General features: G+C 59.7%; 27 protein-coding genes and 2 pseudogenes. 15 read left to right on the top strand and 14 right to left on the bottom strand.

What is annotated here, in order from left to right:
- Positions 1-6: 6 nt before the first annotated feature.
- The gene (locus C2L64_RS45200) at positions 7-192 is read left to right on the top strand and encodes a hypothetical protein (RefSeq protein WP_103153887.1); all 186 of its coding nucleotides are present in this window, start codon (positions 7-9) and stop codon (positions 190-192) included.
- A gap of 130 nt (positions 193-322) precedes the next feature.
- Here the strand turns inward: C2L64_RS45200 and C2L64_RS45195 are convergent, their stop codons facing one another.
- Positions 323-1,066: a GNAT family N-acetyltransferase gene (locus C2L64_RS45195; protein ID WP_103153886.1), complete on the bottom strand. Its 744-nt coding sequence runs from the start codon at positions 1,064-1,066 to the stop codon at positions 323-325.
- Positions 1,067-1,248: 182 nt separating this feature from the next.
- A complete protein-coding gene (locus C2L64_RS55275) occupies positions 1,249-1,656 on the bottom strand; it encodes a hypothetical protein (RefSeq protein ID WP_103153885.1) in 408 nt (135 codons plus the stop codon).
- Positions 1,657-2,396: 740 nt separating this feature from the next.
- Between C2L64_RS55275 and C2L64_RS45185 the strand changes: the two genes are divergently transcribed.
- The 3 genes from C2L64_RS45185 to C2L64_RS45175 all read left to right on the top strand — a co-directional run bounded on the left by C2L64_RS45185 (position 2,397) and on the right by C2L64_RS45175 (position 3,951).
- Positions 2,397-2,855, top strand: a complete 459-nt coding sequence (locus tag C2L64_RS45185; protein WP_035536509.1) for an HU family DNA-binding protein — start codon at positions 2,397-2,399, stop codon at positions 2,853-2,855.
- A 461-nt stretch (positions 2,856-3,316) separates the two neighbouring features.
- The gene (locus C2L64_RS45180; RefSeq protein ID WP_103153884.1) at positions 3,317-3,589 is read left to right on the top strand and encodes a DUF1488 family protein; all 273 of its coding nucleotides are present in this window, start codon (positions 3,317-3,319) and stop codon (positions 3,587-3,589) included.
- A gap of 152 nt (positions 3,590-3,741) precedes the next feature.
- Positions 3,742-3,951, top strand: a complete 210-nt coding sequence (locus C2L64_RS45175) for a hypothetical protein (RefSeq protein WP_103153883.1) — start codon at positions 3,742-3,744, stop codon at positions 3,949-3,951.
- A 403-nt stretch (positions 3,952-4,354) separates the two neighbouring features.
- Here C2L64_RS45175 and C2L64_RS53720 read toward each other — a convergent pair whose 3' ends face one another.
- On the bottom strand, positions 4,355-4,624 hold the full coding sequence (locus C2L64_RS53720) for a hypothetical protein (protein WP_158660581.1): 270 nt from the start codon (positions 4,622-4,624) through the stop codon (positions 4,355-4,357).
- Here C2L64_RS53720 and istA point away from each other — a divergent pair.
- Complete coding sequence (gene istA, locus C2L64_RS45170; protein ID WP_103153882.1) at positions 4,602-6,149, top strand: IS21 family transposase; 1,548 nt, start codon at positions 4,602-4,604, stop codon at positions 6,147-6,149. The genes C2L64_RS53720 and istA overlap by 23 nt on opposite strands.
- Positions 6,150-6,167: 18 nt before the next feature.
- Positions 6,168-6,926 carry an IS21-like element helper ATPase IstB gene (istB, locus tag C2L64_RS45165; RefSeq protein WP_103153881.1) on the top strand — a complete coding sequence of 253 codons (759 nt, stop codon included), beginning with the start codon at positions 6,168-6,170 and terminating at the stop codon, positions 6,924-6,926.
- Positions 6,927-7,265: 339 nt separating this feature from the next.
- On the opposite strand, the gene C2L64_RS53715 is transcribed toward istB, so the two are convergent.
- From C2L64_RS53715 to C2L64_RS45145, 4 genes are read right to left on the bottom strand one after another with little or no spacing between them, the layout of a single operon-like run.
- A complete protein-coding gene (locus C2L64_RS53715; protein ID WP_158660580.1) occupies positions 7,266-7,949 on the bottom strand; it encodes a hypothetical protein in 684 nt (227 codons plus the stop codon).
- Positions 7,950-7,996: 47 nt separating this feature from the next.
- Positions 7,997-8,494 (bottom strand): TPM domain-containing protein, encoded by a 498-nt coding sequence (locus C2L64_RS45155; protein ID WP_103153879.1) that lies wholly within the window; start codon positions 8,492-8,494, stop codon positions 7,997-7,999.
- A 2-nt stretch (positions 8,495-8,496) separates the two neighbouring features.
- Entirely contained in the window at positions 8,497-9,321 is an 825-nt protein-coding gene (locus tag C2L64_RS45150) for a TPM domain-containing protein (protein WP_407671972.1), read from the bottom strand.
- A gap of 20 nt (positions 9,322-9,341) precedes the next feature.
- Complete coding sequence (locus tag C2L64_RS45145) at positions 9,342-9,962, bottom strand: LemA family protein (RefSeq protein WP_407671944.1); 621 nt, start codon at positions 9,960-9,962, stop codon at positions 9,342-9,344.
- A gap of 380 nt (positions 9,963-10,342) precedes the next feature.
- Here C2L64_RS45145 and C2L64_RS45140 point away from each other — a divergent pair, with 380 nt between their 5' ends.
- The 4 genes from C2L64_RS45140 to C2L64_RS45125 are packed head-to-tail and all read left to right on the top strand — an operon-like array spanning position 10,343 to position 13,967.
- Positions 10,343-10,795 (top strand): hypothetical protein, encoded by a 453-nt coding sequence (locus C2L64_RS45140; RefSeq protein ID WP_244212299.1) that lies wholly within the window; start codon positions 10,343-10,345, stop codon positions 10,793-10,795.
- Between the two features lie 25 nt (positions 10,796-10,820).
- Positions 10,821-11,075 carry a DUF2933 domain-containing protein gene (locus C2L64_RS45135; RefSeq protein WP_103153876.1) on the top strand — a complete coding sequence of 85 codons (255 nt, stop codon included), beginning with the start codon at positions 10,821-10,823 and terminating at the stop codon, positions 11,073-11,075.
- On the top strand, positions 11,059-11,715 hold the full coding sequence (locus tag C2L64_RS45130) for a methyltransferase family protein (protein ID WP_103153875.1): 657 nt from the start codon (positions 11,059-11,061) through the stop codon (positions 11,713-11,715). Before C2L64_RS45135 ends, C2L64_RS45130 begins: the two co-directional genes overlap by 17 nt.
- Positions 11,716-11,735: 20 nt before the next feature.
- The gene (locus C2L64_RS45125; RefSeq protein ID WP_103153874.1) at positions 11,736-13,967 is read left to right on the top strand and encodes a copper-transporting P-type ATPase; all 2,232 of its coding nucleotides are present in this window, start codon (positions 11,736-11,738) and stop codon (positions 13,965-13,967) included.
- A gap of 229 nt (positions 13,968-14,196) precedes the next feature.
- Here the strand turns inward: C2L64_RS45125 and C2L64_RS45120 are convergent.
- Both C2L64_RS45120 and C2L64_RS45115 read right to left on the bottom strand, forming a co-directional pair.
- Positions 14,197-16,015 (bottom strand): annotated as a pseudogene (locus C2L64_RS45120) (VTT domain-containing protein).
- A 278-nt stretch (positions 16,016-16,293) separates the two neighbouring features.
- Positions 16,294-16,680, bottom strand: a complete 387-nt coding sequence (locus C2L64_RS45115; RefSeq protein WP_244212298.1) for a hypothetical protein — start codon at positions 16,678-16,680, stop codon at positions 16,294-16,296.
- Between the two features lie 567 nt (positions 16,681-17,247).
- Here C2L64_RS45115 and C2L64_RS45110 point away from each other — a divergent pair.
- Together C2L64_RS45110 and C2L64_RS45105 are read left to right on the top strand one after the other, a co-directional pair.
- On the top strand, positions 17,248-18,396 hold the full coding sequence (locus tag C2L64_RS45110) for an MFS transporter (RefSeq protein WP_167449620.1): 1,149 nt from the start codon (positions 17,248-17,250) through the stop codon (positions 18,394-18,396).
- Positions 18,393-19,154: a phosphatase PAP2 family protein gene (locus tag C2L64_RS45105; protein ID WP_103153872.1), complete on the top strand. Its 762-nt coding sequence runs from the start codon at positions 18,393-18,395 to the stop codon at positions 19,152-19,154. Before C2L64_RS45110 ends, C2L64_RS45105 begins: the two co-directional genes overlap by 4 nt.
- Before the next feature lie 312 nt (positions 19,155-19,466).
- On the opposite strand, the gene C2L64_RS45095 is transcribed toward C2L64_RS45105, so the two are convergent.
- Positions 19,467-19,748 carry a hypothetical protein gene (locus tag C2L64_RS45095; protein WP_103154339.1) on the bottom strand — a complete coding sequence of 94 codons (282 nt, stop codon included), beginning with the start codon at positions 19,746-19,748 and terminating at the stop codon, positions 19,467-19,469.
- 152 nt (positions 19,749-19,900) lie between these two features.
- Positions 19,901-20,017 (bottom strand): annotated as a pseudogene (locus tag C2L64_RS56600) (glycine zipper 2TM domain-containing protein); the annotation flags it as partial.
- Between the two features lie 298 nt (positions 20,018-20,315).
- Here C2L64_RS56600 and C2L64_RS53710 point away from each other — a divergent pair.
- Positions 20,316-20,489, top strand: a complete 174-nt coding sequence (locus C2L64_RS53710; protein ID WP_158660579.1) for a hypothetical protein — start codon at positions 20,316-20,318, stop codon at positions 20,487-20,489.
- Between the two features lie 357 nt (positions 20,490-20,846).
- On the opposite strand, the gene C2L64_RS54615 is transcribed toward C2L64_RS53710, so the two are convergent.
- The 3 genes from C2L64_RS54615 to C2L64_RS45075 form a co-directional block, all read right to left on the bottom strand.
- Positions 20,847-21,005, bottom strand: coding sequence for a hypothetical protein (locus C2L64_RS54615; protein WP_007745052.1), 159 nt, complete (start codon positions 21,003-21,005; stop codon positions 20,847-20,849).
- A gap of 565 nt (positions 21,006-21,570) precedes the next feature.
- Positions 21,571-22,071: a diguanylate cyclase gene (locus C2L64_RS45080; protein WP_244212334.1), complete on the bottom strand. Its 501-nt coding sequence runs from the start codon at positions 22,069-22,071 to the stop codon at positions 21,571-21,573.
- 7 nt (positions 22,072-22,078) lie between these two features.
- Positions 22,079-23,479, bottom strand: coding sequence for an MASE1 domain-containing protein (locus tag C2L64_RS45075; protein WP_158660577.1), 1,401 nt, complete (start codon positions 23,477-23,479; stop codon positions 22,079-22,081).
- A gap of 323 nt (positions 23,480-23,802) precedes the next feature.
- On the opposite strand from C2L64_RS45075, the gene C2L64_RS45070 reads away from it, so the two are divergent.
- Positions 23,803-24,501: an IS6 family transposase gene (locus C2L64_RS45070; protein ID WP_103153867.1), complete on the top strand. Its 699-nt coding sequence runs from the start codon at positions 23,803-23,805 to the stop codon at positions 24,499-24,501.
- A gap of 520 nt (positions 24,502-25,021) precedes the next feature.
- Positions 25,022-25,384: a hypothetical protein gene (locus C2L64_RS45065; protein ID WP_103153866.1), complete on the top strand. Its 363-nt coding sequence runs from the start codon at positions 25,022-25,024 to the stop codon at positions 25,382-25,384.
- Positions 25,385-25,916 lie beyond the last annotated feature (532 nt).

The following is a 25,916-nucleotide window of genomic DNA, read 5'->3' as shown; positions in this document are numbered from 1 at the left end:
AGAAACATGTTTTCGGGTCTCTCGAACGTTGCCGACAAGCCTTTTGTTTTAGGATTCTTCCTGCCCTCGAACCACGCGCAGGCGCGTGAGCCGGTCAACAAGAAGGCCCGCACCAAGCATGAGCGCGGCGGGGGCTTTGAATCGGATTGGGCTGAAGTCTCGTACGTGCTCGCTGTGTCAAACCAGATTTGATGCCTTTACCTGTTGGCCACTTGGTACGGACCGCAATACGCGAGAATCTGTTCAATCAAGACAACCTCCTTTTGTGGTTCCTGTGTGGCTCGTAGGCCATCCGGATTCCGCGCAAGGAGGGGCACCGGAATTAGCGCAGCTCCAGCTCGATGAAGTCAAAGAGCACGTGCTGAAGCCCGCTCGGGAACAGGACGCCAAGTTCTTCAATCTTCTCGCGAAGGAAGTTGACGGTCATGTTAAGAAAGTGCGCGCCAGATGATGAGTGGATATCCGCTAAAACAGCGAGACTGAAGAGCGTCGCCTTGTGCTGGCGCGAAAGCCGGGACTCGAGTTCAAGGAGCCCAGCGACCGCCAGCTGGGCAACGGACTCGGCGAGTGCGGCCCCGACACCAACGCCACGATGCTGAGGCACGACCCAGATTTCAAGCACCTCGATTTCAATCGATGGACGCTGTCCGGCGGCGGCGTCCTCGATACGGACTACGAAGGTGCAGTAGCCCGCCGGAGAGCGGCCGGCATACGCGACGAGCTGGTATCCGAACCGCGCGCAACCGGCGACGGACTCGCCGTCTCCGCAATCTTCCCCCTCGGTTACAGAGGACCAGGCAGTGTGCTGCTCTGACAGACTTTGCCCGGAAAGAGGCGCTGCCTCGCAGCTCGCCTCATCCTGCTCGCGCGCATCACGCAGCTTCTTTCGCAGTAAGCGGGCCGAAGCATGGGGAGATGAGTTTTCATGGTGCCCGCAGTAGACGACATATCGGCGGCCGCCGCGCTCACACTCAAGAACAGCTCCTCCGGCCCGGACCTCAAGCGGCAACGGCGTGGCAAGCGGCTTAGACAGCAGTGAATGGCGCGCGCGCAGGTCGACAGTCATGCAGACGATAGTGAATCTCGGGGTGGACAGGTTGAGCCCGTATTTTACCGCTGCGCCAGACCGTCCCACCGAAGGGAACAGTTGTCACTGAACAAACATGAAATCAAGGGAGCGCTCAAACTGGGAAGTGACATCTGTCGGGCGCTCCGGCACATCGAACGCAGCAACCCACGCCGTTCGTCTTAGTGGTCATGCCTCCTGCCGTCATCTCCTTGGTCGCGGTGCCAATCACCGCGCCTCCCGCCGTCATGGTCGAGGCCCCAACCGCCTCGAGGGTCACCGCGATAGTCTCGCGCGTCATGCCATTCCCGTTCACCTCGATGACGCTCTTTCCACTCCCGGCGCTCCCAATAGCGACGCCCATCGTAGTACCGGTCGCCATACCAGCCCGGACTAGTGACCACAGCGGCAGGAGGTTCGACATACACGGGCGGAGGCGGAGGCGGAGCGTAGACCGGCTCGGGTGCATACACCACACCGGGAATGCCAATGTTTACTCCAACATCGACGTGTGCGAGGGTGACGGACGATGCGCCTATGCCGAGGCCGGCAACCGTCATCGCGAACCAGCGACTGCGGGAGATGCTCATGATTTGCTTTGTCGGGTATGTACGGTAAAGCAGTGGAACGCGCAGCGAGTCAGCTACGGTTAATAGCGGTGATAGTAGCCGCCTGCGGGCACAATGATGCAACCGCTCAGCGCGCTTCCAAGACATACGGCCATCAGCATCAGCGCAAAAATCCTTTTCATGACGTGCCTCATTTGTCAGTTGTGAACGCACTATATTGAGACAGCAGATTACCGGTGTTTTTGTGTGTAACGAGACGTGTCATTTGAAACACCTACCCACTCGCGCGCCATTCTCTGAAGTCCTGCCAACACGAAATATTCGGTTTCAGAACGCCCAACTCCACGGTCAACATCGTGGTCGTCCAAGACGTTGAACAGATGAACGGCCAGGCGGCGAATGCTGCGCTACTGAGGATGACGTGGAACAGATGGAACACTAGCGGACGGAAGCAACCGTCGACGCGGCGAACGCTAGCACACCCGACGTTGGACTCGTGCGAGAGGTTTGCTCCTCTTGCCCGTGATTCAAACCCTCCCGCATAGCCGTTTACGTGGGCGCATCCCTCTCCGGAGGGGTACAGGTCGTTGTTTTTGCGTCAGCTCGGCACCATACCCCCTGCTTTTGGGCCTCGCCCGTTGCGGATTCACATCCGAGTTGCTACGCTAGCGCCAGCCTGAGGATTTGGACCTTTGCGCATTGTCGGTGACTACGCAAAGGCAAAGGTCTCAGGCCAACCTTTGACCAATGAAGAGAAACTTATGGCAACAACGAGTGCAACGAAAGCTGCAGCAAAAACGGCTCCGAAGAAGGCGGTGACGCCGGCTCAGAAAAAGGCGAAGACGCCCCTGGTGAAGAAGGCTACGGCACCTGTCACGAAGAAGGCGGTCGCTGCCGCGCCGCTGAAGCCCATCAAGGATTCATTCACGAAGGCTTCGCTCGCCATCCACCTTGCCGAGCGCGCCGGTGTCGAGCCGAAAGCCGCGAAGGCCCTGATGGCCGCACTGGAAGAAACGGTGCTCGCGTCGGTCCACAAGAAGGGTGCGAAGGAGTTCACGCTGCCGGGACTGCTGAAGGTTGTTGCCCAGGACGTGCCGGCAAAGAAGAAGCGCTTCGGCAAGGACCCGTTCACGGGTGAAGACAAGTGGTTCGCCGCGAAGCCCGCTTCGGTGCGTCTGAAAGTGCGCCCGCTGAAGAAGCTGAAGGACGCCGCGCTCTAAACCGGGCCGCTGGAAAGGAAGCCCCCTCGCGACGGAAGTCCGAGGGGCTTTTTTACTTCTATGCCTAAGGCGCGCGGGCCTTCATGTAATCTGGCCACTCAGGATGAACCGGGCGATACCGGGAAGCACCCGGGCGTGCATTGCGAGCAGCAACGCATGCAAGGACGACCTCAACAACGATGGGAAGCCGAGCGCACCTAACGTACGCCTTGTTGCTTCGCTGTCCTTCTTCGCCACAACCTGGCGCGCCGAGTCTGGAAGCGTCGTTGGGCCCTGGCAGAAAGGATTATGCAACCACCATCGAGCCACAATCGCCGGTATGCCAACACGATAGGCCGCACTCTAGGGGGCGCGGGACGCCTGCTAGCGCCCTCTCGCGTTATTATCAGGCGACCGCACAACGCGAGACGATATTCACATTCGTACCGTCGGCACCCCTGTACCCTTGCAGCGCACTAACCATGGACTCCACCTTCGCCGCCGACGTCGGCCTTTCCGCGGATGGAAAGCTCGTCCTTTTCGTTATATCTGCCCGTAACCAGTCGGTGCAGTGTTCTATCAGCCGAGAGGCTCTCGAGCAACATTTCTGGTTGCCGGCCGGCGCGAATGACGCGCGCACATTGAAAGCATTCGCCGACGGAAGACTGCGGATAATGGCCGCTGCTGAACGGCGACTGCTCCGGTCGGTCGGGGCGCCGGTGGCCCTGACCGCAGCAGACTTTGCAGGAAATTGATGCGGCTATCGTCGTACACCAGTCGCGAGAGTGCACAATGACCGAACGAGGCGTAGGTCGCCGGCAATGCGTCCGGGGCATCAGGGAGACGACGGTTATCAAACGTCGCCGACGATTTACGTGACGGGTGTGTTTGTTCGCAGGAAACAACCATGAAGGAAAAGGCAGTCTCGGCGGAAGCATCGGCCCTCGTGCGTGTAGTGAGCGCTGCGCGCGAAGTACAGGCAGCATCGCAACGGCTGGAAGCGCACTACGCGCAGGCCCCCGAAAAGCGGCCGTCGACGCTCGAACTGGCGCGGTTTGCTGCTGCGATGCAGGAACTGAAGGACGCGCGCGAAGCCTTCGACGCGCTGGTCGAGTAGATAGACCCACCATTGTCCTAATGGAATCCACTGGCCGTCGGCGACGGGCCTTGCGTTAGGCGCCAGTGGCTGTCACGCCATTGGTCCCGAGAATTTCGCTCACGACCGCCGACAGCAACCCGTTTTCGCTGCCGTTGAGGTACGCGCTGACGTCCACGGTTTCCGGCGTCGTGGCGACGTCGGACGTCTCGGATAATCGGTCCCTTCACGGACGAGACCTCTCCTTGGTCACGGTGTCGGATTGCTCTGCTGCGGAGCCCGCGCGAGCGTCGTCGTTCACGAACCTGCCCATGTCCTGTATTTCAATTTACGCAGGTGCGCACGGCGACTCCTGGCGCCGATACGCAGTCAGCAGCTTGCCCCGTGGCTTACGTGATACGCGGCTAAACAACAGGAGCGCACGCTACGATTGCGAAACGGCATGGATGGAGGTGACCGGTCGCAAAATAACCTCGCCGGCACGGTAGCTGAATATTCCACGGCAAAGTGAACACGGATTCCACGCGTAAGCGAACATGAATTCCACGGCAAAACGAACGCCGATTCCACGGCAAAACGAACAGGGATTCCACGCGAAAGCGAACAGCAAGGTGCTGTAGCAGCGACGCGGGTCAACGATGGCACGCTCGACGATTTGTCGGGAGTGCCGGATGGCAAACATCAGGTTGACCATGCGCAAGATTCGTGAAGTTCTGCGGCTACATTTCGAATGCAACCGCACCCATCGGGAGATCGCCCAGGCGATCGGCACCTCGACAGCCACGGTGTGGCAATACCTGCATCGGGCGAAACTGGCGGGGCTGGACTGGCCGCTGCCGGTGCAACTGGTGAGCGACGACGCGGCGCTCGAAGCGAAGCTGTATCCGCCGCCGGTGCCACGCGCATTGCCGCGCGGCATGCCCGACTGGCCGAAGGTTCATCGTGAGCTCGGCAAACCGGGCGTGACGCTCGATCTGCTGTGGCAGGAATACAGGGCGCAACACGCGGATGGCTTTGGCTACAGCTGGTTTTGCAAGACCTATCAGGAATGGGCGGAGCGCTTGCCCGTCACGCTGCGGCAAACGCATGTGCCGGGCCAGAAGCTGTTCGTTGACTACTCGGGCAAGAAGTTCGCCATCGTCAATCCCGATACCGGCGAGATCCGCGAGGCCGAGCTGTTCGTCGCGGCGCTGGGCGTGTCCGGTTATACGTTTGCCGAACTCACGTGGACACAGCAGTTGCCCGACTGGATCGGCTCGCATGTGCGCGCCTTCGCATTTTATGGTGGCCTGGTCGAGGTCCTGGTGCCCGACAACCTGAAGTCCGGCGTACACAAAGCGAATTTCTACGACCCGGATATCAACCTGACCTATCAGGAGATGGCCACGCATTATTCCGTGGCTGTCATTCCAGCGCGTAGTAGAAAGCCCCGCGACAAGGCGAAAGCCGAGCTCTCGGTGCTCCTGGCCCAGAGATGGATTCTCGCGAAGCTGCGCAACGAACGCTTCTTCAGTCTGGATGCGGCTAACCAGGCCGTCGCCGCGTTGCTTGTCGAGCTGAACAGCCGGCCGTTCAAGAAGCTGCCGGGCTGCCGCCGCAGCGTCTTCGACGAAATCGATCGTCCGGCCTTGCGGCCGCTTCCCGACAGGCCATACCAGTACGCCGAGTGGATCGTGGCCCGCGTGGGTCCGGACTATCACGTCGAAGTGGACCAGCACTACTACTCCGTGTCATACCGCTACGCGCGCGAACAGGTCGATGTGCGCGTCACAGCCAACACCGTCGAGATCTTCCATCGCGGCCAGCGCATTGCCGCCCACGGCAAGAGCGCCCGCCGTCGCTTCCACAGCACCATCGACGCGCACATGCCGCCAGAACATCAGGCTGTCGTGAAGGGCTGCGACCCGCAACGGCTGCGCAACTGGGCCGTCGACATCGGCCCGCACACCGCCGCCGTCATCCAGCATCTGCTCGGTGCGCGCAAGCATCCGCAGCAGGCCTACCGTGCCTGTCTGGGCGTGCTGCGCATGGGCAAGGACTACGGGCGCGACCGACTTGAGGCCGCTTGCCGACGCGCCATCGATCTCAAAGCGCCGAACTACAAGTTCATTGCCTCGACGCTGAAGAACGGCCTGGACCGGGAGCCCGAAGCGGCTGCCGCACAGGCCGACTTGCCGCTCGTGCACGCCAACGTGCGCGGGCCTTCCTATTACCACTGACATTAACAGGGAGTGGTTATGCTTCATCATCCGACCGTCGACAAACTGCACGCGCTGCATCTGACCGGCATGGCAGCCGCCCTTGCCGAGCAGCAGGCCCAGGAAGGTATCGACCGGCTAGGCTTCGAAGAACGCCTCGGGCTGTTGGTCGAGCGCGAAGCCAGCCAACGGGAGTCTCGGCAAACAGCCGCACGTCTGCGACGCGCGAAACTGAGGTTCTCCGATGCATCGCCCGAGGACATCGACTACCGCACCGCTCGCGGACTCGACCGTGCGCTCACCGCCCGGCTGCTGACCTGTGAGTGGATTCGGGAACGCCAGAATCTGATTCTCGTTGCGCCGACCGGGCTCGGCAAAAGCTGGCTGGGTTGTGCCTTCGCGGTGCAAGCCTGCCGTCAAGGGTTCTCCGCCTGCTATCTGCGCGTGCCCAAGCTTAACGAGGAGCTGGCCATCGCGCACGGCAGCGGACGCTACGCACGCTGGCTTACGCAGCTTGCCAAAACGGACGTCGTGATTCTCGACGACTTCGCGATGGCGCCGCTGAGCGACTCCGCGCGACGTGATCTGCTTGAAGTCCTTGACGATCGCCACGGCAACCGCTCCACGCTGGCGACAAGCCAACTGCCGGTCGACCACTGGCATGACGCGATCGGCGAACCCACTGTCGCGGACGCGATCCTCGATCGGCTCGTACACAACGCTCATCGCATTACGCTTGCCGGTGAATCGATGCGCAAGACGCGAAGCCGATTGACCACGAAATCACAGTCAGAGTAAAAAGGCAAAGATCCCGCGTCGCTGCGTCCTGTTTGTTCGCCATGCCGGGGAATCGGTGTTCGCTTTGCCATGGAATCGGCGTTCGCGTTGCTGTGGAATGGCTGTTCGTTTTGCGTGGAATACGCACGGTAGCCTTGCGTCTCCAGTTGAGGGGCGCCGAGGTGGTGGTATTTCTCCGCGAGAGCAATCGGTTTCTGCTCGAGGAGACGGGCTCACTCTCCGTGGAACAAGGGGAAGAATCTGCGGCGCGGCTGGGCAAGAATGCGGGCTAGCTCCACTTGGCGCGGCTCTTCGTTCAACGGAGCTCGCATGCACTGGTGCCGTCTATTTCAACAGCTGCTAGTGCTGGATGGTCACCTGGTGGACCCTGCTCGAGAATACGTAGCCAAGGGGACTCGGTACCGTGAGCGTCCCAAGATTCTGAGTGGAAACTGTTAGCGACGCACTGGCGGGACTAGCGCCAGCGTCAATGTGGGTCCTCACAATCACGGTGTTCGTCCCGTACGTCTGCTGAGTAGTTTGAACGGTCTGAGATTCTGCTCCTACTTTATTCACGCTTGTTTGGAATGCCAGGCTATCGGTCACAGTTACAATATATTTATAATTCGAGTCGTAAATAAGGTAGTTTACGGGAATATGACCTGCGGCCGTTATTGAAGACGGCGCCTGCGAGCCGTTTCCGGACGCCGAAAACGATAATGTGCTTGTGGAGCCGTACCCATAGAAGAACACCTTATTGCAAGCATTGAAACCATAAATACCTGCAAAGGCAAAAGAGGTTGCGCTCTGTGAGTTCAGGCTATGTGCTCCTTGAGCGGCGGCGTCAATCGACACAAAGCCGGTGATGCAGCCGTCCGAAGTGGAGTAGACGCCGTAAACATCCCCTTCTGCTCCGCTGAACGAATATTGGTCGATACTCGCTTGCGCTAATAAGGAAGCGGCCGAAAAGATGGATGCGCCGACGATGCGACATACAGTCGGGACAAAGCGACGGCTGTGGGATGAGGAGCGATGTAAGTTCATTTCATGTCTCCATTTGCAATAGATGATGCAACGGATTCTGCACGAGCTCACAACACCGCCGGCTTACTCGGCAATTCGCTGCGCCCCTCCTGTTGAACCGGGAAATGCCTCTTGAGCAGTGCGCTTACCTGCTCGACGCCCAGGAGTACCCCCGATTCATACCTGGCGCGCCGGAACTCAGCCTCCATGCTCTGGCAGATGGCTTCCCACTCTTCGGCATGCACCCTGGCGTGCACACCTCGGTCAGCGACGATTTCCACATCGCGGTCCGCGAGCAGGAGATAGATGAGTACGCCATTGTTATGCTCGGTGTCCCAGACCCGAAGTTCCGAAAAGACGTCAATAGCGCGCTCTCTTGCTGACACACCCTTCACCAGCGCATCGATGTGAAGCGCACCCTCGACTACGAACCGGACCTGGCCTATATGGCCACGATGGCTTTCCTGAACCGCTTTTTCAATTGCGTGCAGCGTCCGGGAAGAAAAGGCGGCGTTCACGTGCCATCTGCTTAGGAACAAGTGTCTTATGACGCGTTTGACGTCCATGGCTACCACCTGCCCGAGGCGCCACCGCCACCAAAGCCACCACCGCCACCACGAAACGTTGTGCGGTTGGACCCACCCCCGGAGCCGCCAATGGCACGCCCTCCAACGAAAGCGCCCAACCCGCTACCCAATAGGGTGAAAGCCAGGGCAATCGCGCCTGCGACGATTGCGATTAGAACCGTCCCGGACAACAGCCATGCGACCACCGCGATGGCGCCGCCGGTCACAACTGAACCGACCAGGCGTCCCAGTACAGAACGAAGCACGCCCCCTGCCACCAAAGTCAGTACGAAAAGTACGGGCAGATAGCCCCGGGCGCCCCCAGAATCTCCGCCATTCCGTCTATCCGGCGGTGGCAATGGCTCGCCGCTGATGACATTCATCATGCTGCCGACGCCTGCCGTCACCCCTCCATAGAAGTCACCTTGCTTGAATCGTGGAACAATCACCTCGTTGATGATGCGGCTGCTGGTAGCGTCGTTGAGTGCTCCTTCAAGGCCATAGCCAACCTCGATGCGAAGCGCGCGGTCATCTTTTGCGATGATAAGTAGTGCGCCGTCGTCGACGCGCTTGCGTCCGAGTTTCCACTGCTCGACAACACGCATGGAATACTGCTCTATCGTTTCGGGTTTTGTCGTTGGCACGATAAGCACGGAAATCTGGCTTCCTTTCTTCGCCTCAAAGGCCTGCAGTGTCTGCTCGAGCGATTCGCGCTGCCCGGCGGTGAGCGTCGCTGTCTCGTCGGTGACACGCGCAGTCAGAACAGGGATTCCAACATCTGCGCTCGTGACAGACGACCAGAATGGAGTGAGCGCGAGCAATACTATCCTCGCTGCCTTCAGGATGTTCAATTGGTCGCTCCACTCGCCGGCGCCGGGGCCGCGTCGAAATTGACCTGCGGAGGCCGAGCAATCTCGGCTTCGTTCGACACTGAGAAGTTGGGCTTCTCCTTATAGCCGAAGACACTCGCCGTCAGGTTGGACGGAAACGAGCGCACTGTTACGTTGTAGTCCAGCACCGCCTTGATGTAACGGTTTCTCGCAACAGTAATCCGGTTCTCGGTCCCTTCGAGTTGCGCCTGCAGGTCGCGGAAATTTGCATCCGACTTCAATTGCGGATAATTCTCGGACACGACCAGCAGCCTTGATAGCGAACTCGTCAACTGGGTCTGCGCCGCTTCGAATTTCGCGAATGCTTGCGGGTCGTTAATGAGCTCCGGGCTTGCCTGGACCGAACCCACTCGGGCGCGGGCTTCCGTCACACGCGTCAGGACTTCCTTTTCCTGGCTCGCATAGCCTTTGACTGTATTCACAAGATTTGGGACGAGGTCGGCGCGACGCTGATACTGATTCAATACCTCAGACCAGTTCGCCTTCACCTGTTCGTCCTGAGCCTGGATGGCGTTGTAGCCGCAGCCGGAGATTCCCAGCACGACTACCGCCATCAACCACATCAACATTGCGCGCATTGGGGTGTCCCTGTCTTCTGTCTGGTTTCTTCGCATTCTTCTGGCCGCCAGTCACCACCGGCGATAGCCTCAAACCTGCCAGCGACGGCAATTTCAGCCTACGCCGGACCAGTCGACCGCAATTGACGCAGGTCAAGTTCGTTCCGGACCACGGTTAACAGAATCTGCTTTGCCGAGGTTATGGGCGGGGCCAGGACGAAAGCAGCATGCTTTCTGACCTCCACGGAGAGGCCAAGCGTCGCGCGGTGCAACAGCCCTGCGTCGACCTTCAGACAAATATGCCTCCCGGCCGTGACATGTCTTCCTTGAGCCAGGTCAATCAGGTCCGCGTGCACGTCGCTACAGTGTATGGTATGCAACCAATAGCTCGGGGACAAATCATGAACAACCGACCGAAAACGTCGACTCTCGCATCGATTGCTGGGTCGCTCATTGCCCTATCACTCACATTCGGCTCGGCCATCTCACAAGGCGCTTCGGCGGATGTTGACGAACACGGCCACGGCGCGGGCGCTTCACAAGCCGCAAAGGCGTCGAAGGCGCAGCCAAAATCGCTTACCGACGCCAACGCTCAAATGAAGAAGATGCAGGAAATACACGAGCGAATGATGGCGGCCAAGACACCGGAAGAAAGAGCAAAGCTGATGGACGAGCAAATGCAAGCGATGCAGCAAGGGATGGCCATGATGAACGCCATGAAGCATCCTCACGGCGGTATGGGTTCTAACGGTATGCGACATGACATGATGGAAAAGCGCATGGACATGATGCAGATGATGATGACCATGATGATGGACCGTCAATCCGTTCAAAGCGCGCCGGCCGGTAAATAACGGCACAGGTGCCGAGGAGTCAAGCATGAACATGCCTTCTCAGGAAACACAGCCATTCTGGAAGTCGCGCGGCGCCATCGCGTTGGTGGGCTTTGGGACGGTGGCCGCCTTTTTCATGTTCTCCGAGCATCGCGCGCATTTTCTCGGCGCGCTGCCGTATCTCCTGTTCCTGGCGTGCCCGCTGATGCACCTGTTCATGCATCACGGCCACCATCACGGCACCCATGGCGGTGCGCACCCCACAGATACGAAGGGAGGTCACGATGAGCGACCCAGCTAGCGGCTACGGATTGTGGGGACTGGTTGCTATCAACTCCCTCATCTTCATCGTCTTTGCCTTCAGTTTCTTCAAGCCGAATACTGCCCGGGACTGGCGGACGTTTGGCGGGTTCTCTGCATTTATCGTCGCCTTGTTCGCCGAAATGTATGGCTTCCCGCTCACCATCTACGTGCTATCGGGGTGGCTACAGACCCGCTTCCCACAAGTGAATCTGATGAATCATGACTCGGGTCATCTCTGGTGGACGATGACTGGCCGGCACGGCAACCCGCACCTCGCTTTTCCGCATATCGCCAGCATCGCGCTTATCTTCGCCGGCTTCTACCTGCTGTCAATATCGTGGCATGTGCTTTATGAAGCGCAGCGCGCAGGTCGGTTGGCGACTACGGGGCCGTACGCGAAGGTGCGACACCCTCAGTACGTCGCCTTCGTCGTCATCATGATAGGTTTCCTGCTGCAATGGCCGACGCTGGTCACACTTATGATGTTCCCGATTCTGGTCGCGATGTATGTGCACCTTGCGCATCAGGAGGAGCGGGACTCCGAACAACGCTTCGGCCAGGTGTGGCGCGACTATGCTGAGCGCACACCGCGCTTTATCCCGAGGCTCTCCGGTAGCGGGACAGCCCACGCCCGATAAGCAGCAGAGGAGAGACTTCGATGTCCGAGTCGCACTTGCATGCCCCGGGACCAGTCCCTATCGGCGACGGGTTCGTGAATCGCGGCGAAAACAAGCCGGGTGTCGTCTACACCTGCCCAATGCACCCGCAGATACGCGCATCAGCGCCGGGCAACTGCCCCATCTGCGGCATGGCGCTGGAGCCCGTCACCCCGCTCGCGGTCGAGGAACGGAATGTTGAACTGGAGTCTATGACCCGTCGGTTCTGGGTCGCACTGGCGCTGTCGTTGCCGCTGCTGGTAATGACGATGGGGCCGATGTTTCTGTCATATGACAGCAGCGCTGCCATCAACCGGCTCGGTAACTGGTTGACGCTGCCACACTGGATGCGCGCATCGTGGGCACAATGCGTTCAGGCGGCGCTCGCAACCCCAGTCGTTCTGTGGGCGGGCTGGCCGTTCCTCGAGCGTGCATGGAAGTCATTCCGGATGTGGCAACTGAACATGTTCAGCCTTATTGGGCTGGGCGTTTCCGCCGCTTACTTCTTCAGTCTGTTCGCGCTGTTCTTCCCGGACGCATTGCCACAGGCGTTTAGGCATGGACATGAGCTGCCACTTTACTTTGAAGCAGCGTCAGTCATCGTCACGCTGATTCTTTTGGGACAGGTACTGGAGCTGCGCGCACGCTCCCGCACGTCGAGCGCTATCAAAGATTTGCTCAACCTTGCGCCGCATACGGCAGTCCGTGTAACGGCCGACGGAATGGAGGAATCGGTACCGCTCGAAGACGTCGTGACTGGCGACACGCTTCGGGTCAAACCGGGCTCGAAGGTGCCGGTCGATGGAGTCGTCATTGACGGACGCTCAAGCGTCGACGAATCCATGATTACCGGTGAATCCATCCCGTCGGAAAAGGTAACTGGCAGCAAGGTGACAGGCGCCACGGTCAATCAGACCGGTACGTTCCTGATGCGTGCGGAAAAGGTGGGCTCTGACACCTTATTGGCAAGAATTGTCCAGATGGTTGCTGAGGCCGGTCGCTCCCGCGCGCCCATTCAGAAACTGGCCGACCAGGTGTCGGGCTGGTTTGTGCTCGCGGTGATTGCGATTGCTGCGGTTTCGTTCGTCGTCTGGGCCGTCGTAGGACCGGCCCCGGCGCTCGCGAATGCGCTGGTCGTCGCAATCAGCGTCCTTATCATCGCGTGTCCCTGTGCGCTCGGACTGGCGACTCCAGTCTCCATCATCGTAGGGGTCGGGCGCGGCGCGAAAGAGGGTGTTCTTATCAAGGATGCGGAAGCACTTGAACTGATGGAGAAAGTCGACACGCTGGTAGTCGACAAGACCGGCACGCTTACTGAGGGCAAACCTCGTGTCCAAACCGTCGTGGCACTAGCGGACCAATCAGAGTCGTCCGTGCTGAGCTATGGGGCCAGTCTCGAAGGGCCGAGCGAACATCCATTGGCGCAGGCCATCGTCTCGCAGGCACAGGAGAAGAAGGCGGAGACGAAGCCAGTTGGTGAATTCGACTCAATCGTCGGCAAAGGTGTGAGCGGCCGGATTGATGGCCACGTCGCACTACTTGGCAACACGGGGCTCATGGACGACGCGAAAGTCGATTGCGCTGCCGTGAGCATCGACGTGAACCGGCTACGCGAAGCCGGCCAGACGATTATGTACCTCGCAATTGATGGAAGGCTCGCGGGCTATATCGGCGTGGCCGACCCGGTCAAGGGAACAACAGCAGAGGCGGTTCAACTTCTGAGGGCGTCTGGCATCAAAATCATTATGCTGACCGGCGACAACCCAGTCACCGCCAACGCGGTAGCAAAGACGCTGTCGCTTGATGGCGTCAAGGCCGGCGTTTTGCCGCAGGACAAATACAAGCACGTCCAAGAGTTGCAGCAGCAAGGGCATGTTGTTGCGATGGCTGGCGACGGTGTCAACGATGCTCCCGCTCTTGCTCAGGCCAATGTGGGAATTGCGATGGGTACCGGAACCGATGTCGCCATGAACAGCGCACGTGTAGTGCTGGTCAAGGGCGACCTGCGAGGTATCGCACGAGCCCGGGCCCTGAGCGTCGCCACGATGAAAAACATCCGGCAGAACCTCTTCTTTGCCTTCGCGTACAACGTGATTGGAATCCCTGTCGCAGCGGGCGTACTGTATCCGTGGCTCGGTATCCTGCTAAGCCCGATTCTCGCAAGCGCGGCGATGGCCTTGAGCTCGGTGTCGGTGATAGGCAATGCTCTTCGTTTGAGAGGGGCACGAACATAGCTTCGGCAGATGCCAGCGAAGCGTATACCGACACCTCGCCTGTCGGCACAGTCCTGTTTGATTCAGCGCCGAACAGGCCGAAGTTGATTCCATTGATGACGAGCGGAGGATGCGGAAGTGCAAGTCGAAGACCCGAACGTAATGCCAAGTCTCGTGAGTGGCCGAGCCAGAGCGGGAACCTGATTTGCAGGTAATAAACCATTCCTCGAGGCTGGCGACGACGCGACATTCATTTTTCGCGTGACGTCAGCAGCGCCACAGGAGCGCCATGGCAATTCACCCTGGCCACTACAGCCGCTCCGAGGCCCGATACCCAGTCGTCTTTAGCATCGAGCACCGCTGCCTCCTGGCGTAGGATATTGATTGGCCACGACTGGCGATACAGTCGCTCGTGCTTCAGGGAACCGGCCCAGATGGGTGCAGGTGACGCGATGTTCCCATCGCTGACTGCATAACCGCTTGGCCAGAATCGAAGCACGTCGCGTTCACCGCGCGTGTTGCCTGGGCGAGCGAAGACCAACGTCGACGGAACCCCGTTATCCAGCGACGGCAACAAAGGAAGCGCCATAGAGGCAACGTCGGGCGACGCGAGGGAAAGCAGGCTGCGTGCGGACAGGTCCGGCCCCTCGACCCACGTCCGGCTTTTCAGTTGCTCTCTTATCTGGTCGATGCGGGCGGACCATTGCAGCGTGAGGGGTTCCTTCCGGTCGCCCTGCATGTCCGAGCGATAGCATGGCAGGGTTTTCCAAAGAGAATCGGTCCACTGCGATTGCGTCACCATTACGAGCGCCGGGCGTCGCGTGCTGCCTGGTTTTAGGGCGAGCGGATTAACACTGAGCTGCACCATCACGCTCGCACACACGACCAGCAGAATGACGACGGGCATGAACGCACGCGACGGCGGCATTTCTGGATGCCGCCACATGGCTATCAGCACAACGATGGCTACCCAGACGGACGCCAGCGCTGCACCACCGATGGCATCAGAAAGCCAGAATCGGCCGAAGTAAAGCCCGGCGAGCGCAACGACTACAACGATGGCAGCGCTCGTCGCCGCAACGAACACGCCCGCCAGCGTACCCACCCGTCTCGCAAGCAGGAACGCGAGAAAACCATACACAATCACTGCGGCGGAAACGTGATTGCTCGGGAATACGTAGGCATCGGACGCGGGCAAGCCCGGCGGAGAGCGGTGCATGGCGAAATGAAGAGCGAATATCAGCAGTTGGGAAAAGGCAACCGCAACCAGCCAGTAGCCGAGCGTGCGCCAGCGCCGTTCCCATGCCATCCACAGCACGACCGTTACGACCAGCGCGGCTAGCGTGGCTATGCTGCCCGGCAGCGCGAGACCCGCCAGGACAGCATCTCCCCAGGGAGTTCGGACAGACTGAAGAAAGTGATAGACGGACACGTCAACCCGCACAAGCGGGTCACCGCTGTCACCAGTACCGAGGCCGCCAGTATGACGCCGGCAGCCGACCGATTGCGACTAGAAGCGCGATGATGATGACAAGGCGGAACGAAACCGCGCCAGCCAGCTGGATGGATGCGCCGAAAACGACGCCTGGCAGGATATGCGCGGGAGCCCAGAGCAGGGCTGAAAGGACGTTCATGGCATAGAACCGCGTCGGCGTCATACCCAGCATCCCCGCAACCACTGGCACAATCGCTCGCAACGGTCCGATGAACCGTGCGAACACTACGCTCTTTGAGCCATGCGTCTTAAAGAAGCTGTGCCCCGCGTCGAGCATCTGCGGGTGCTTCCGGAAAGGCCATCTCTGGACAATCTTGTCCTTATAGCGGCTGCCGAGCCAGTAGCTCATGGCATCCCCGGCGACCGCGCCAGCAATCGCCCATGCAAGCACCCATCCAAGATTCAGCGAGCCGGTGCCCACAAGAGCCCCGGCAAGGAACATTGCCGTACTTCCTGGGATGAAGGTTCCGACAACGGCAATGGCCTCGAGGAATGCCCCAAGGAAAACGGCCACGTATGTCCATGCCGGGTGCCCGGCGAGAAAGTGAAGCAGATGGGCATACGTGTGCTCCATCGCGCGCTATCGGCCGTTCAATCGCAACAGTTGGAATAACGTGCGCGAAATCCGCCTTCAACGTTATCGAGCACCGCGCGGTCACCCGTCCGACGGGTTATGCCGCCTTCAGATAGCGGCTCAATTGACGTATCAGTCTGCCGGTCCACTACGCTCGAAAGACGTGTGGGAGGCGCCAGCATCGTTCTGACTATCACCACGAGGACGATGATTGGGGATGAGTCTATCCTGGTGCACGGCGAGTGGCTATGTTTGCATCAGGATGCGCACGTCAAGATTCATTTTGTTCCGGCCGGCGGTTGCCCCATCCAGTAATGTTGATGCCACATCATGTTGCTCATCATTTCCTGTTGCATCTTCATGTACTGGTCCGTCATGTACTGTCGCTGCCTCAGTTGTTCTGGCGTCAGATGTGAGTAGTATCCGCCCATATGCCCCCACCCCGGTCCGACGTTACCCTGCATCCCGCCACCCATCATGCCTCCGCCCATCATTCCGGGACCCATCATTCCTGGTCCCCACATTTCGCGCATCGTACTCATCGCGCTCTGCATCGTGTCCCAGTGCTGCTTCAGCAATTTCTCCCGTTCCTGCGGGTCCTGAGTCTTGCGAATCCGGTCCATCTGGGCTTGCATCTGGCTCATCTGCTGTTGCAACTGAGCCATCTTTTTATCGAATTCAGCGGGAGATTGAGCCTGCGATTTGGAACTGCCCGGCGGGGTACCGGCGTCCTTGGCGGCCGTCTGAAACCAGAGGGGAGCCGAGGGCCATGCCAATGGCAACTGCCAGCAAGACGCGCTTCATGATTTTCTCCCGTTTGGCGAGCTTCCCGTCGAAATGGAAACAGCACCGTGAGGTCTTCGAGGCTACATCCGACAAGTCCGAATACATTGACGCACGTCAAAGGTGACGCCGTGATAATTATCGTTTCTGCCGCACCCACGCCTCTTGGCGCATGGGGTTTTCCAGCAGGCATTGTCGGCGACGACGTTGCGCGCGCTCTCGCCGGACTTCTCGCCGAAAGCGCGTCGGAAACATCCGCCAGCTTCTGTCGTGCGCATGCAGGCGCATTGTACCAGGTAGAAGCAACAGGCTGTCACGCTTCATCGCTCTGTTGCATGAATGCGCGACAATGCGAGCGTTGAGGCGGCTCTTCACTGAACAGAGGACACGTGCAGACTGATTCCACCGAGCGCCACGGTACGCTCTGTCAAATCCCGCGCGGTATCTGGATGCTGGGCTTCGTGAGCATGTTCATGGACATCTCGTCGGAAGTCATCCACAGCCTTCTGCCGATGTTCCTCGTGACGAGTCTCGGTGCGAGCGCCATGATGGTCGGCCTGATTGAAGGCGTCGCCGAGGCGACGGCGCTCATTGCGAAGGTGTTTTCCGGCGCGGTGAGCGACTACCTCGGCAACCGCAAGTGGCTCGCTGTGATTGGATACGGCCTGGGTGCACTGAGCAAACCGCTATTTGCGCTCGCGCCCACGGCCGGCTTCGTGCTGACCGCGCGGGTGGTCGACCGCATCGGCAAGGGCATTCGAGGTGCGCCCCGCGACGCGCTTGTTGCAGACATCACCCCCGCGCATTTGCGTGGCGCGGCTTATGGCCTTCGACAATCACTCGACACGGTCGGCGCGTTTCTTGGACCCCTGCTTGCCGTTGGGTTGATGCTGATATGGGCAAACAACTTCCGTCTGGTGTTCTGGGTGGCAGTGGTGCCCGGGCTCGTTGCTGTTGCATTGCTGGCTTTCGGTATCAGGGAACCGGCGCGGCAGCTGGAAGCGAAGCGCGTCAATCCAGTCACACGCGGAAACCTGAAGAAACTCTCCCGTGGATACTGGTGGGTGGTCGGCGTCGGCGCAGTCTTCACACTCGCACGGTTCAGTGAGGCTTTTCTGGTGCTGCGCGCAATGCAGGCCGGGATTCCGATAGCGCTGGTTCCCCTCGTCATGGTCACAATGAATGTCGTGTATGCGCTTTCAGCGTATCCGTTCGGGAAACTGGCCGACTCGATGAGCCACACAAAGCTGCTGTCCGTGGGCCTGGTCGTGCTTATTGCGTCTGACATCGTGCTCGCTCATGGCAACTCGTGGCCAGTCGTGATAATCGGCGTGGCCCTTTGGGGGCTGCATATGGGGCTGACACAGGGCCTGCTGGCGACCATGGTTGCGCAATCGGCGCCGCCCGAGCTGAAAGGCACTGCCTTCGGTTTCTTCAACCTGATGAGTGGGCTGGCGATGCTTGTTGCGAGTGTCGTGGCCGGCGAACTCTGGGACCGGTTTGGCGCGAGCACGACGTTTTATGCCGGGGCCGGATTCTGTATCGCGACGCTGTTTGCGCTTGCGACCAGTACAACGACGCTCAGGAGTAGAACGTGAATTGGCGTCTGCTCTTTGAGCGGATTGGCGCGCGCAACCTGCTCGTGGCCGGCGTGCTAGCCATTGGTGGCGCATGGCTCTTCCTCGGCGTAATGGAGGATGTCATTAGCGGAGACCCGCTCGTTGCCGTCGACATCAAGATTCACACCGCGTTGCAAACACTTCGCTTCCCGTTACTCGATTCCCTTATGGTTGCCGCCTCAGAGCTGGGGGATGCAGCTGTCACCGTTCCCGTCATTCTCGTCGTCATTGCGTGGCTCGTCTGGCAAAGGAGGCTGCGAAGCGCTGCTTACTGGATTTCGGCGGTCGTGTTCGCACAGCTCTTCGTCGTAACGCTGAAGTTTTTCATGCGCCGTGCACGACCGTCTTCGATGTACGAGGGCTTGCAGGGGTTCTCGTTTCCCAGCAACCATGCGACGCTAAGCGTCGTCACCTATGGCTTTCTCGCTTTCTTCGTTGCGAGCGCCTGGGACCATGTCGCACGGCGACGCATCGCGACTGCCACCGCTTTATTCATTCTCCTCATCTCGTTCTCACGCCTCTACCTGGGCGCCCACTGGTTCTCAGACGTGCTCGCGGGCCTCAGCTTCGGCGTGGCATGGATAGCAATAGCGGCCGTGCTTCATCACCTTGGCGATGAAAATCAAGGAGACGCGTCCTCTCTCGGTATAGCGTCGTTCGTCACGTTTGTCGTCGGGGCGACGATACACATCATCATGCAGCACGGTGTCGACCTGTCTCTCTACGCGCCGAGGTAGCTTTTTGGTATCCGCTTGCGTGCAGCGACAGACAGCGAAAACAGGTGCGTTGCGCCCGCTTGACCTTCCGAGCTGAAGCGGTTGGCCAAAGACATCATCAACGCCGAGCAGGGCGAAATCGGTTTTTTGCAGAGATTGCAGGCGAAACACGGCAGCAGGTGACTTCCTGTGTCAACGGCGCCGAACGCATATCAAGGGGCGCCGGATTGGGAATGGGCTTGAGATTGCGCTGACAGGATGAGCGGCAATGTGGGTGCGCATCGAATCCCGTCCGCGAGCATTCAGACGCTATCTGGAGCAGGCTTCGCTAAATCAGTCGTCTTCGCCGTGGTGATGATGCTCCCATCCACGGTGGAGTCCGTGGTCATGCCACCGTCGCTCGTCGCCATAGTCCCCTTCGTAGCGGTAGCCGTAGCCGTAGACCGGGGCTGCCGCGTAGACCACTGGCGGCGCCTCATACACGACAGGAGGGGGTGCGACATAGACTGGTCCTGGCACACCCAGATAAACTCCGATGTCCGCGTGAGCGAGCGCCGCGCTGGATGCGCACGCAGCGGAAATTCCCACTGCCAGAAAAAGCATAACGCGCTTCATGGAGTTCTCCTGTCCTGCACACTTCTGGCGGGTGCCAGACAATTGCGAACGACGCGGATTTTAGGGGTGGCGCGCGGACGCAGATGCGGCTGAAATGTCAATTCTGTAACCGGCAGTAACCCGCTGTGGGGCACTGCCCGTTCTGACCATGATTACGACGCGCTCAGGGAGTCGCCCGAGACACGGACGCGCTCACCGACCTGGACCGGCGGCTGCGTCGAGTAGTTGAAATTCCGGTAGCTGCCATCCTGCATTCTTACCTGCACCTGGTCATCATGCGTTGGCAAGGAGCTGTGGAGTAAGGACACCACGTGTGCGCAACTTGGCGGAGCCCGGGCGCCCCGCGTCAGCAAGGGCGACCGGTGCCCGACAGTGGGCCACGTACGTCGCCGTCAATACAGTCCAGGAACCCGAACCGACGACGGGTCTCGGAGCCGTAGGCGGAGCTCCCCTCAGTCTTTTCACTGGCTCAACGCGGCGTCAATCGTCCTGACTATTGTCAGGCCGATTTCCGGCTTTTTTCGCACAAAGCCTCAAGTCCGCTTTGTCGTTGCCGATAGCCGAAGCATGAATACGCTGAAGCCCGATGCCACACAAGTTATCGATGCCGTCATGGCGACCGTCGAAATCCTACGCAGTGTCTGCGGCATCGACCTTAAAGAGGCGCAGATAGACGCGCTGCTGTGTAGTTCGTTCCGGGAGTACATCAGCAGTGGTGCGTCGTCCTCTGACACCGCGTAGACAGCTTGAGACTTGTATCGCTGCCGCCGAATGGCCCATCCGAAGCACATCACCCCCGCACCCGTCGGACGGGGTAACTAACCGGTGTCGGAAGTGAGTTCCCGCGCTGGCTGCAAAAGCGCAATTAAGGCGCAATCGTCAGTGAGGCGACCAGTTAAAGGAAAGGGTGGGACTGCCGGGGTCGCGGAGAGGCGACACGGGCCCTGAAGGCCGCGTCGTCATACTCAAAGCAGCGGTACGTAGTGGTTGCATTGGCTGGGTGCGAATGACAAGTGCGATAAGCGCCCGCTCGCTATATCGGTCGAGCCGATGCTTCGCCAGCTAATAGAAACGCCCCGTTTCTGGGGCGTTTCCGTTTCAGGCTTTCGACTTGTTCTTGGGGCGCTGCTTGGTCATTTGGGGGCTTTTCTCGCCCTGCGCCTTTCCGGCGGCCTTCGCCGGCGAAGCTACCTTCTTCTTGCTCGACATCTCAGCTTCAGCCCCGTGAGCAGGCGAGGCCTTTCTGGGCGATGGCATGATGCACTCCTTATGTTTCGTGCCGTTATGGCACTTTCCACAATAGGTGGCGTATTGGCGGGAATCAAGGGTCGAAAGCAACGCTGCGAGGCCCATGGGAATGGCAATGGTGGGCGTGCTGGAGGCAACGCGCATGGCGCGGCGACTGCCGGCACGACCTACCACGGAGAGAGGCCGGTCTCGAGCCGGGTTGCGATGCCCGACAAAATGGAAAACAGCACTCTGGGTATGCGGAGTATCCGAAAGCCCCCGTGCAAGTGGGAGTTTAGCCCGCTCTGGACGGGCTCCGGGTGGTCATCTGCCGCAATGCCACGCCGACAGCGGTCACTAGAGCACAGGTAGATAACGGGGCTTCGCGGACTGGGCCGACCCACAGTCCCGCCAGGCTCGTGTCGTTTTGAACGGCAGCATGACAAGCATAAACGGCGTAGGCCGCGCAGTACGTCATGCGGTGTCGGTGCGTGAGCCTCGCATGCGTTAGTGGGCTGCAAAGAAGGGGCTGCTGGTTGCATCCGGCTGCGGTAGCGGAGATGTTGACCGCTGTGCCGTTTGCGGTCGACGGCGATTAGCCTCGTTTCACGAGCAATTCGGACTCTGTCGGCTCCGCCTCATCGAGGTCTGCAACGCATATGCAGTTCCTGCCTTGCCGTTTGGCGGCATACAGTGCGCGGTCGGCCGCCCCGACGAGCATCGCGGGGTCGCTGTCCTGCGCGGTCTGCGTTGCGGCGACACCGACGCTAATCGTGACGATGCCCGAACTGCTCGCCTCATGTGGAATGCCTAGGCACTCGACAGCCGTTCTGATTCGTTCGGCCACAATCATTGCGCCCTCGATGTCAGTATCCGGCAGGATGAGCGCGAACTCTTCTCCGCCGTATCGGGCTACCGTATCAGTCAAGCGCGAAGCGGCAGATGAAATTGCTGCCGCAACCGTGCGCAGGCACTCGTCACCTCGCTGGTGACCATAGCAATCGTTATAGCTCTTGTAGGCGTCCACGTCGGCCATGATGACCGCGAGAGTCCCCCGCTTGTCGGCCCGCGACGTCTGTTGCCAGTGACGTCCCAGCTCGCGGTCAAAATGACGCCGGTTGAAGAGCCCCGTCAGCCCGTCGCGGAAGGCGCCCCTGCAACACCGCGCGCTCGTCGGCGGCCCGCTGGGCAGCCAGCTTTTGTTCAGTAATGTTGCGGACGGTGGCAGTCAGGGAGTCCGGTTTGCCTGAGAACGGGTCGATGACGCAGCGCAGGTGCGCCTCCATCCAGACGGCACCACCGTTCCTGTGCAGGAGGCGACTGGCCTGGGAAGCTTCGGGTTCGCCCGACGCCACTCTTTCGATGGCCGCCGCGAGAGCACCACGGTCGTCGCACACCGCCAGGTCGGACAGACATGTACCAATGAGCTGGTCAGGCGAGTGGCCCAGCCATGCGGTAATGCGCGGCGACACGTATGTGAGCCGGCCGTCCAGCCCCAGACTCATGACGATATCGGTCGCGTTTTCCGCGAGGACCCGGTATCGCCGCTCACCATCGCGCAGCATCCTGAACAGGCGGTTGCGTAGCGCCTGGGTGGCGGTGATGGGCAAGGCAATACCCAGGGCGGCCACCAGAAATAGCTGAAGGCCAAAAATGCGGCCTTGCATGGTTTCGTAGGGAAAGACCCAGAGCGGTCCGGACCCGCGCATCGTGAACGACACGGCGATGGCGAGACACAGCAGCAGCCCCACCATCACGCCCGCGAAGTCCGCCTGAAACGCCAGCAGCACGATGGGCGGCAGCGCCCAGTACAGAAGCGGAAACCGGCTTTGACCAAATACACCTGTCGTGACAATGCAAACCAGCAGCAACAGGAACGTGGTCTTCCGGAGTTGGTCAGTACGCAGGAGCTGCGCCACCTCGCCGGTCCAGAACACCAGGGCGGCGGGCGTGAAGATGGCAAGGCTTAGCGCATCCGAAATAAACCAGTTGGCGAGGTTGAGCAGCAGATGCCCATCCAGTTCCCCGCGCAGCAGCACTGTCGCCAGTACCCCGGAAACGGCAGGCGCAAGCAGCACGCCGCCCGTCACGAATCGCACCAGTGGTTTCAGTCGAACCAGCTCGGAGACGGTCGAGACGCGCGGTGCGAAAGCAAACGCAATCAGGACTTCGACGATGTCGGCCGACGAATACGAAGCGGATACCGCGAGGCTTTCGCCCACGTAGAGATTGGCAGCGAGATTCCCGAGGACCCCGCCAGCGAAGACCCAGTATCGTTGCCGTCGCGATGCGGCCATCAGCTGTGACAACAGGACCGCATTGGTCAGCCATATCGGCGCGATTTCGCCCGCCATCGTTTTCAACGCTCCGCTGGCGAGGCAGGTCACCGTGGTGACCATGAGCGCAAGCAGCAGGTGCCAGACATCAGCGAGCCCTGCGGCGATGCTCGATGACAGTGAGGCTGCTCGCAATCTGGGCGAGCGGTGAGCAGCCGGATTCTCCATCTTTCTCTCGGTTATCTGGTTATTTGCTAGTGCACCTTCCGGTTGGAAAAGTCCCACTGCGCGGGCACGCTTCGACGGCGCATCGAACAGGGCGCCTTGCTGTCCTACGAGATTGTTTATCGGCGCCGGGGCGCGGAAACTTTACGGCGCGGCAATGAGCGCAGAAGTATTTCTCTTGCGCGCGCCGCGCCGGCGATAGACTGGAACCTCCCCATCCGTCCCGGAGCCTGGGCATGACCTCGCAAACCTGCAACCGCATCGGTTCTGTCGCACTAACGCAGTCGGCTATGATGTGCGGAACGAAATGAACGACTTGAAGCTCGATGACGACGTTGAATCCGGCGGTGGCCCGAGTGCTCAAACGCCTGCATTATCCCCTCGATGTGATCCTGACGTGCGTCCGGTGGTACGTGGCCTACCCGTTGAGTCTCCGACACCTTGAAGAAATGATGGCTGAGCGCGGTGTCTTGGTCGATCACTCGACCGTACACCGCTGGGCCATCAAACTGCTACCGGTGCTGGAGAAGGCGTTCCGCCGTCGCAAACGGCCGGTGGGCAAGAGCTGGCGCATGGACGAAACGTACATCAAGGTCAAAGGGCAATGGAGGTATTTGTACCGCGCCGTGGACAAGGCGGGCAAGACAATCGATTTCCTGCTGCGAGCCCATCGTGACAAGGCTGCCGCGCAGCGCTATTTCGAGAAATCGATCGCGCGCAACGGAGAACCCGAGACTGTCACGATCGACAAAAGCGGGGCCAATCTGGCCGCCCTCGAAGCCATCAACGCCGGTCGTGAAACACCTATCAAAATTCGCCAGAACAAGTATCTGAACAACATCATTGAGCAGGATCACCGGGCAATCAAGCGCCGCACGCGGCCGATGCTGGGTTTCAAATCTTTCCGCTGCGCGCGGATTCTGCTCGCCGGCATTGAAACGATGCACATGATCGCCAAGGAACAAATAGAAGACTGTGCGATTGGTCAGACTCGGGCCGACCGCTTCTATTCGTTGGTTGCATAAGCATTCCTTATCGTATCGACCGTGTTCGCGCTGAAAACCTTATCGCGACAGTACCCGAAAATCTCCCCGTGAGGGCTGAATTTCACAGCGTGGAATTTTGGCGCTAAGTGGATAGCCCTTATATTTATACAGTATTCGGGGCGATCGTGAGCCGAACTGCCACAGCCACTGTCGGGAAACGGAATTCGTTGGACTAGCGCGCAGTTAGCTAGACTCGAAAGCACGGAATTGACTGGACTGCCGGGAAACGCGGAAATCGAAGGACTGCCGCGCGGCGCAGTTGGCACCCGGCAACGTGCCGATGAGGCTTTGTTGAGAGAGGGTGAGAGGCGCTTGACGACCCACACCGGTCGGATAACTTTCTCCGAACCGGTCAGTCAGCCAAATTCAGGTTTTGCGAACTGGAGTGCCGGTAAGCGGCCGGTGGCGACCTCACCCAATCGGCCAGGAAGGGACGGTCGACGGGCTGCCGAAGATCGTTGACAATGCGGACATTCCTAGATCAGAAGACAGTGGAAAAATGCGCCTTATCGTTGCGATGCTTGCTTTCCTAAGCAGCGACCTTGCCTGGGCTGGTTACGACGTTCACATCACACGGAAGGAATTCTGGGCCGATACGGCAGGCGAGAGAATCACGCTCGAGCAGTGGAAGGCATACATCAAGGCCGACGCGCAAGTGATGAGCGATCCGGAAAACGGACCGACGGACTTTCTGATAACGATCCGAGGCACAACGTTTCCGCTTTGGTACAACGCGAAGCTGGGCGAGCTCTATACAAAAGATCCGACGGACGAAGCCGTTCATAAGCTTGAAGATATCGCTCGGGCAATGCGCGCGAAGGTTCAGGGCGATGACGGTGAGTTGTACCCTGCCAAGCCCTAAGCATCTGTGAATGTATGCAACAGGCGTGCGTGTTTTCAATTACCCGAATGGCCGCTTTCACGTATCTTCGATGACCGCTTGGGGTCGGGCTGCGTCAGTCCGCTCCCCAAAGTCATCGCTCGGAAGCGGTCACTGGAATTGAGCCGGCCCGGAAGCGGCCAGTCGGCAGTGCGTACTCCCGACCCGAAGCGGTCCTCTACCTTTCCCCAAACCCGACATTCGTGGGTTGAAGGTTCGAATGGTTGACATGTGTCTCAACTGCCAGGGCACTCGACGTAAGCTGACGCAAACTGCCTTCTTCGTGCCTCGAGACGATCAACAGCACCGTTGGCGTCGCGCCATCGATTAGCGCGCCTTCGAAATGCATCACGCTGTGACGTAGCCCGAATCGGCCAATAGGCGCACGCAGCGAACAGTGCAGTGGCGATCATCCCGCTCCGAAGCGCGGCGGAATTAATGCGATCAATGGGTATTTTCCGGACGCGGTCGGCGAATGAGGTCCGGATTACTCCGGTCATCCCGCATCCATCAC

This window comes from Paraburkholderia hospita (genome assembly GCF_002902965.1).
Taxonomy (GTDB): domain Bacteria; phylum Pseudomonadota; class Gammaproteobacteria; order Burkholderiales; family Burkholderiaceae; genus Paraburkholderia; species Paraburkholderia hospita.
The sequence above is the reverse complement of the archived record's forward strand: the minus strand, read 5'-3'. Positions and strand labels throughout refer to the sequence as shown.